At 63.2% G+C, this 7,107-nt stretch carries 8 protein-coding genes; 5 read left to right on the top strand and 3 right to left on the bottom strand.

The window, feature by feature from the left end:
- Window positions 1–704, top strand: a 704-nt coding sequence (locus MKK65_RS00155; protein ID WP_243954258.1) for a DDE-type integrase/transposase/recombinase, incomplete at its 5' end; no start/stop codon positions are given.
- Window positions 705–1,155: 451 nt separating this feature from the next.
- Here the strand turns inward: MKK65_RS00155 and MKK65_RS00150 are convergent.
- The 3 genes from MKK65_RS00150 to MKK65_RS00135 all read right to left on the bottom strand — a co-directional run bounded on the left by MKK65_RS00150 (window position 1,156) and on the right by MKK65_RS00135 (window position 4,006).
- Window positions 1,156–1,467: a thermonuclease family protein gene (locus MKK65_RS00150; RefSeq protein WP_243954257.1), complete on the bottom strand. Its 312-nt coding sequence runs from the start codon at window positions 1,465–1,467 to the stop codon at window positions 1,156–1,158.
- Window positions 1,468–2,376: 909 nt separating this feature from the next.
- A complete protein-coding gene (locus tag MKK65_RS00145) occupies window positions 2,377–3,087 on the bottom strand; it encodes a phage tail tip lysozyme (RefSeq protein ID WP_279596419.1) in 711 nt (236 codons plus the stop codon).
- A 145-nt stretch (window positions 3,088–3,232) separates the two neighbouring features.
- Window positions 3,233–4,006 carry a hypothetical protein gene (locus MKK65_RS00135; RefSeq protein ID WP_243954262.1) on the bottom strand — a complete coding sequence of 258 codons (774 nt, stop codon included), beginning with the start codon at window positions 4,004–4,006 and terminating at the stop codon, window positions 3,233–3,235.
- A 188-nt stretch (window positions 4,007–4,194) separates the two neighbouring features.
- Here MKK65_RS00135 and MKK65_RS00130 point away from each other — a divergent pair, with 188 nt between their 5' ends.
- The 4 genes from MKK65_RS00130 to MKK65_RS00115 all read left to right on the top strand — a co-directional run bounded on the left by MKK65_RS00130 (window position 4,195) and on the right by MKK65_RS00115 (window position 6,811).
- Window positions 4,195–4,593: a hypothetical protein gene (locus MKK65_RS00130; protein ID WP_243954255.1), complete on the top strand. Its 399-nt coding sequence runs from the start codon at window positions 4,195–4,197 to the stop codon at window positions 4,591–4,593.
- Complete coding sequence (locus tag MKK65_RS00125) at window positions 4,590–4,823, top strand: hypothetical protein (RefSeq protein WP_243954253.1); 234 nt, start codon at window positions 4,590–4,592, stop codon at window positions 4,821–4,823. Before MKK65_RS00130 ends, MKK65_RS00125 begins: the two co-directional genes overlap by 4 nt.
- Window positions 4,824–5,409: 586 nt before the next feature.
- Window positions 5,410–5,916, top strand: a complete 507-nt coding sequence (locus MKK65_RS00120; protein WP_243954251.1) for a MucR family transcriptional regulator — start codon at window positions 5,410–5,412, stop codon at window positions 5,914–5,916.
- Between the two features lie 334 nt (window positions 5,917–6,250).
- The gene (locus MKK65_RS00115) at window positions 6,251–6,811 is read left to right on the top strand and encodes a PAS domain-containing protein (protein ID WP_243954249.1); all 561 of its coding nucleotides are present in this window, start codon (window positions 6,251–6,253) and stop codon (window positions 6,809–6,811) included.
- Window positions 6,812–7,107 lie beyond the last annotated feature (296 nt).

Here is a 7,107-nt window from a genome sequence, read left to right as displayed (position 1 = left end):
ACGACGAGCGCCCCTCCATCGTCTCCGAAGCGACCGTCGACCCGGTGCTCAAGTCTCACGAACTGATCACCAGCCCGGCCCATATCGTCATCAAGGACGCCGACGAGTTTCACGATAAGACCACCGTGCCCAACCAGCTTTGGCAGATGGACTTCACCTACCTCAAGCTCGTTGGCTGGGGCTGGTACGACCTCTCGACGCTCCCGGACGACTTCTCACGCACCATCGTCGCCTGGAAGCTGTGCCCGACGATGCAGGCCAGCGACGTCACCGCCACGCTCGACCTGGCGCTGGGTGCGGCTGAGCTCGATCAGGCGCGGGTGATGCCGCGACCACGCCTGCTCTCCGACAACGGGCCGAGCTACGTCGCCAGCGACCTGGCTGACTGGCTCGGCATTCGGGGCATGACCCACATCCGCGGTGCGCCATGCCATGCTCAAACGCAGGGCAAGATCGAGCGTTGGCTCCAGATGCTCAAGAACCGCATCCTGCTCGAACACGCCTACTTGCCCGGCGAGCTGGAGCGCCTTGTTGCCGACTTCGTCGAACACTACAACAATGCCCGAGCCCATGAGAGCCTGAGCAACCTCACGCCCGCAGACGTCTACTTCGGACGCGGCGAAGGGATCCTGGCCGAGCGGGAACGCATCAAGCGCCAGACCCTGATGGATCGCCGCTTGCGCCACCACGCGCAAGCCGCCTAACCTCTTACCCCAGATGGACCAGAGCCTCCGCTCCTGAACACCGCAGACTGTCCCAAATCATCTGACGACGGACAGCTATGACATTCTCCAGCTCGGCGACCTGGCGGAGCGTGCTCCCGGCCGGCAATCCATCAAACTCGGCCGTAGCCAGGATGAGTGTGCGCTGGTGCGCCTTCAGGCTTTCGAGAAGGGCGTTGAGCTTGTTGGGCATTGGCGGGCTGTAGCCATGGCTGGCGGGCTCGGCAAACTACCTCCGCGGCGCGCGCCACTCGGCCTTCTCAGCCTCTGCCTCTAAGCAGAACATGCGCTCGCCCTTAGCTTCGTCGATCACGACGCACGCATAGTCCCAGCATTCAGGCAGGTGGTAGATTTTCTCTCCCTTCGACGAGACGTTGCCCTTGATGGCGCACGTCATGGCCTCGTTGGTAGCGCGCGGCATCTCGGCTTGCGCTTACTCGCTCCGGCCGCCGCGCTTGCGCCTGCGCCAGTCGGACGGGTCCTCGAAGGTCCCCGCCCAGATCCCACGCTTCGCCGCGCTCGCTTGTCCCTCTATCGCAACGTAGGCGGCCGAGTAGCGGCGGAACGCGAGGGCGTGGCCCTGGCTCACCATCCATGCGTTAAGGTCCTCGGATCCTTTCCGGGATACCGCAACCGTTCGTCCGTAGCAGTCAATGTCGCGAGGCTCGCACGAAACGTTCGCCTCGCCGATCCGATAGGGCAAGCGCGGCGGCCTGCCCACAGCGGTATTCCTTGCCGCCAGCATCCGCGCAGATTTGTGCGCTCTCCGGGGCGTCGATGCCGTAGAGGCGGATGCAGTTAACACGGATCACCACTGTGTCACCGTCGGTGACAGAGGCACGGCCGATGATAGGTTCGGCACAGAGTGCGGACCCAGAGAAGAGGATCATTGACAGCTCCAAGCCAAGAAAAGCATATTAGGGCATCAACGATCCTCAGCATTATTTGCCGCTGCCGCTATTTGCCGCCTCCGCTACCCGTCGAGCCCATTCGCGAAGGCTGACCTTCATTGCCCGACGCCGCCGAGTCGTTCGAGATGCTGTCTGCAGCGCGACCAGTTGGCGAGTAGGAGGCGGCACCTTCCTCCCCGGTCGAGCCGGGCTGGCGGGTGACGACTCCGGGCGCCCCACGGGGGACAATTACGATCGTACTGGTCGGGGTTTCGATCACTTGAGCTAAGGCAGGTGTCGCCAGTGCCGCAGCGAAGGCCGCAACAAGGATGGGTTTGGTCATAAGGCTGGTCTCCTGTTGGGCTGGAAGCCGTCGATGGAGTGCAATGTCTCCCAGACGCGATGTCACAGGTGAGAGCAGCTTTGCGAGGATGGCGCGGCGGGCATCCACTCTGAGAGATAGCCCCGCGTTCGGCCCAGTGGCTGAGGTTTAGCGGGATAATGATCGCTCTCAGGTTTGGTTGAGGTCAGCGCATGACCCCCTGTCGATCCAACCATGCTCGACATAGCCTCGGCCAAGCTGCCGCCGGCGTCCCAGGGCGACCCATGCCAAACCCGTGGCCACCGGCATTGAAGTGGTGCATCTCGACCGGCACGCCGTGCTCGCGCCACGCTGTTTCCAGCAAACTCGTGTTCTGCGGGCTCACCGTGGCATCGTCGGTGGCTTGACCTGACCAGTATTTTGGACCGGGCCAGTTGCGAGGCTACTGCATGGTCGCGCCCGTGGGTAGCCGGAAGGCCAGATCCAGGAAACTGAGGGGCGAGGGCGGCCGATAGCCTAACGACGCATGGGGTCGGACGCGGTTGTAGGTGTTCTGCCAGAGGCCGATTACGATCTGTGCCTCCTTCAGCGAGTAGAATATCTCCTGGCGTAGGCACTCGTCGCGCAGCTTGCCATTAAAGCTCTCACAATACCCGTTCTCCCACGGTGATCCTGGCGCGATGTACTGGATCTGCGGACCAGTTTTGGCCACCCATTTGCGCAACGCCTTCGCGATCATCTCGGGACCATTGTCGCAGCGGATGTTCTCCGGGATGCCGTGGAGGCACATCGCCTCTGCCAGGGCCTCGATCACGCCGAGGCTGTTGATGCGCCGCGCTACCTTCAAGGCGAGGCACGCCCGGCTGTGCTCATCGATCAGCGTCAGGATGCGCAGGCTCCGGCCGTCGTGGGTCTGCCAGCGCGCGTCATAAAGGTCTCCGCCCTGGTCCTTGATCCACTTGGCGACCTTCGGCCAACGGTTCTTATCCCATTGCCAGAGACCGGTGTGGCCGCCGCTCTGGTCGTTGGATGCCCTCGGGTTGAACGTGCTTTCGGTCTGCATCGAGCCGACCATCGCCGCGACAATGTTGTCGTTGTACCCCGCCTTACGCAACTCCCCGGTGATCGTCTGGGCGTTCTCGTTGTGCGCCATCTTCCCGAGGCGCCCCCCGCCTCCGCCACCAATACCGAGCGCGTTCAGGGCAGAGCGCCCTAAGCGCTTCGCCCTGGCCAAGGCGCCTCGCTGCGGGCCGGTGCTGGGGTGCCGCCTCCTACGCCGGGTGGCTCATCCCCTGGGTTTAGCTGCCCGTCCGGCCGACCACCCGTGCCGTTAACCGACTTCGACGGATCGCCCAGGCCGCCGAGCGCCGCACCCGCCGCAGCCGTGCCGAGGATCGGGATGAGGCAGCACCCCAGCCGCCATTGCCTTCAAAGGCGCGCTGCACCGCAAGGGCATCGAGGCCGACCATGCCAGTGGTCTCGATGCCCTTGATGATCTGCTGTTCGCAGTCGCCGAGGCTGATCCGGAAGGCGCCGACGCCAGAACGATGATCGTACGGGCGGCCTAGGCGGATTTGCTTCCCGGCCCCGGTGGGAGGGGGCGCCCATAATGCACCACATGGAAACTGCGGGGCTCGCACCCCGCTGCGGACCCTTCGAAGCATTTCCGGCGATGGCTCAAGCCACTCGCCGGTCAGAGGAATTGCAAGCCCAAGATCTGGCTGGCCGAGCCTATGAACGTCATCACGAAGCCGCAGGCGAACGCCCCTATCATCGCGTAAGAGAAGCCCTTTAGCATCATATTGGGCAGTCCTTCCGATCGGTGTCAGGGTTCTGTGGCGGGACCGTTGAACGCCGTTCGATGAGCGGTGGAGGCCGAACGGTCGCACGCCGGTCAGCGCAATTGTTGCGCCGCGAGCCCCAACTGAGCGGGTGCAGCAACGATCCCTCACAAAATCGCTATCAAGCTGGCTAAGATCATCCCGCGCCTTGCGACGCAACACGAGGGCGAGGTGATCAATACGGTCCACGCGATCAGCCGGATCCTGGTCGGCGCCGATCTCGACTGGCACCCGCTCGCCAAGGCGATCGAGGAAGCAGGTAGCCCTCAGATCGCGCCGTTCGAATGGTCCGAGGTCCAGAACTTCGATCCGGATCAGGCCGCCCCACCGCGCCGCCGGCAGCCGAAGCCCGACCCTGATGCGCCTGACGCTCCGTCCCGTCGTGGTGGCCTAACCAGCAGGGTACGCCGCGTGATCTGGTGCGGGTCTGGCTTCGTGCGATTGCCATCGCGCTTGGCGGATATCCCCAGCCCCAGCAATCGGCGCCGCCCTACCTGGAGGACTCCTTTAGCGACGGCTTCGCTCGCGGGCTCGGCTACGCTGACCACTACGACATGGAAGCCCACGCCGAGGCGAACCCTGAGGAATGGGGTCGGCGGATCGAGCAGGCGCACGCGTCCTTGTGCCAGCGGTACGAGGCGGACGGCTGTCCCGATCACAGTCAGCGCGGATTTCGGGTGCTGTGCGCGGCCCTCGACGAGTGGGGTGCAGCGAAGTCGCATAATCCGAACTGGCCCGAGTCGGACGACAGCGACACCCTCGCCCGCGCCTTGATGTTCTACGGCGTGCGAGACGAGCCGACGAGTACGCCCGCATGACCCCAAGCTTACTGACGCGCCTCGCCGCTCTGGAAACAACCCGCGCCGCCGCACCCATCAGGCTTACGCCCGAGAAGGGCGAGGAGGCCGCCCGCAGGTACGAGGCGACGCTGCACGATGACGATCCGTGTTCACCGGAGGCCGAGGCATACTTCGCGACCGCGACCGTCCATCAACTCGCGTCCGACTACGATGCGATGCTGAAGGGCGCCCCAGCGCCGTGGCTATGAGCGGATTATGCGCTTCGCGCCACAGCTCCTGACCTAGCAAGGCTGACCCGTCGCTTACCGCCGGGCGATGGGCTGGCATCCACTCACGCGCTCGGGTTTTGGCGCGAGAGATCGTGGAGGGCATTCCCGGCAAAATCGGCGACACGGCGTAGGCTGGACCCCTCGCAGGTGGCTGCGATCTGAACCCCGAGTTGGCGTGTGTGACTGCGCCCATAAAGGTAGACAGCCAGCCGCGCTCGCGTCGCCTCCGGGATGACCTCAAGCTGATCCGACAATGCCTCCGGATCAGCGCGGTAGAGCCGGCTGAGCGTGTCGATCGGGACCGGGCAATCGCCGGCGGTATCCTCGGAGCTGACAGGGAAAGCTCGGTTCACGGTGGTTCCTGCAGTCTGATGGGGGGCAGGATGCCGGCTGTATGGGTAACAAACTCTTATGAGGATATAGCTTCCTCACGCCAATTTTACTTTCCGAAAGAGGGAGCGACGCTCTTAGCAGCGACTTTAGCCGCACGTCCAAATTGATGGCCCTACATTGCGTTATCTCACCCAAAAGCACACTGTGGTGCCTTCACAAACTCAGGTGCACCGTGGACGAAAACGCAGAGACCATCGAGGCTCAAGCCGTCGATTTCATCGAGCTGACAGCCGACATCGTCTCGGCCTACGTGTCGAAAAACTCTGTCCGGCCCAATGACATGCCGGACCTGCTTGCAAGCGTGCACACCACACTTAGAGGGCTCAGCCAGGGCAGCGCTCCCGAAGCTCCGGCGGCCGAAAAGCCCACCCCATCCCAGATCCGGAAGTCGATCACCCCCGACGCGCTGATCAGCTTCGAGGACGGCAAGCCGTACAAGACGTTGAAGCGGCACCTTACTGGGTTGGGGCTATCGCCGGAGGCCTACCGCGAGAAGTGGGGGCTACCGCGCGACTATCCTTTGGTGGCGGCTAGTTATTCCGAACAGCGCTCCAAGCTCGCTCTGGCGCTCGGCCTCGGCCAGCAGCGCAAGAAGGCAGCTCCGAAGGCTGCTAAGTCGGCCGAGACCGTCTCTGCTGAGCCGAAGCGTTCCGCCGGGCGGCCGCGGAAGGCCAAGTAGGCATAAGGCCAAGCGGGGATCTGCCCGTTTCGTCTGGCGATCCCCATATTCCTATCTATCGCGGCGGTTGAGCTCTACCGGGCTCCCGCCTGCGAGCGCGCCGATCGCCGTGTTCCCCCCGTTCACGCGCGATCGGCGCGTCCGCTGTTATCCCAGAGCTACCACGGCGAGTGGGCCGTCGTTTGACCTAGCCGGAGAGGCCGAGGAGATCGGGATTACCGACCCCTTAACGGTCTCCTAGCTCGATGAAGAGAAGGCAGGAACAGATACACGAGCCCCTTGTTGACGCCTTGGGTTGTGTTATCGCCTGATGGTTCAACCACAGGGATCGTTTATGTCGCCTTCCCTCAAAGCCGCCTTGGCGGCATCCGGATACATCGGCATCTGGGAGACAGATCTCGCCACCCAGACCGTCGAACTGACGGGCACGTTACCCGACGTTCTCGGTATCGACGAGAAGTGTGCGGAGGCAGGAGTGCCGATCGGTGCTTTCCTGGAAGGTGTGCATCCTGACGATCGAGAGCGTGTCGCTCATCTTGTGCATGAGGCGCACACCACGGCGGGCCGCTTCGAAGCAGTGTTTCGAACCTGCGATCGTAGCGGTAGCGTGCATCGGGTGAACGCGCGCGGTCGGGTCGAGACTGACGAGCAGGGTCGCGGTTTACGATGCCTCGGGGTGGCCCTCGATCTGACAGATAGCGACTCTGAAGACCTTATGGTTGTCGATCAGCGGATGACTACCATCGATCGGGTCGTGGATGCGCTGATCGCAGTGAGGCCTCTAGTCGAAGAGATCGGTTCGCCGGTTTTGAGCACGTTGATCGACGCATCACTGCTCGAAATAGGCAAGTTGCTGGCCGGACAGCCCAGCTCCGCAGGACGAACGCTTCACTGAATTGGATTTCAACTTGATCGCTGTAGGGCGAGCACCATCAGGGCCGAAAATTTCTACGAACACTTAAGAGTGCGGGGGCAGATTACAGAGACGTTCAGTCCGCGTCGGGAATTCGTAGAGCGAAACGGCTAAGCCATGCTGGCGACGCAAGCGTGTGACCTGACCGGTATTTTGGACCGGGCCAGTTGCGAGATTACTGCATGGTAGCGGCCATGGGTAGGCGGAAGGCCAGATCGGGGTAGCTGACGGGCGCGGGCGGCCGATAGCCTAGCGACGAATGCGGTCGGATGCAGTTG

It is taken from the genome of Methylobacterium sp. J-001, assembly GCF_022829565.1.
Classification (GTDB): domain Bacteria; phylum Pseudomonadota; class Alphaproteobacteria; order Rhizobiales; family Beijerinckiaceae; genus Methylobacterium.
This window is presented reverse-complemented; position numbering and strand designations above follow the sequence as displayed.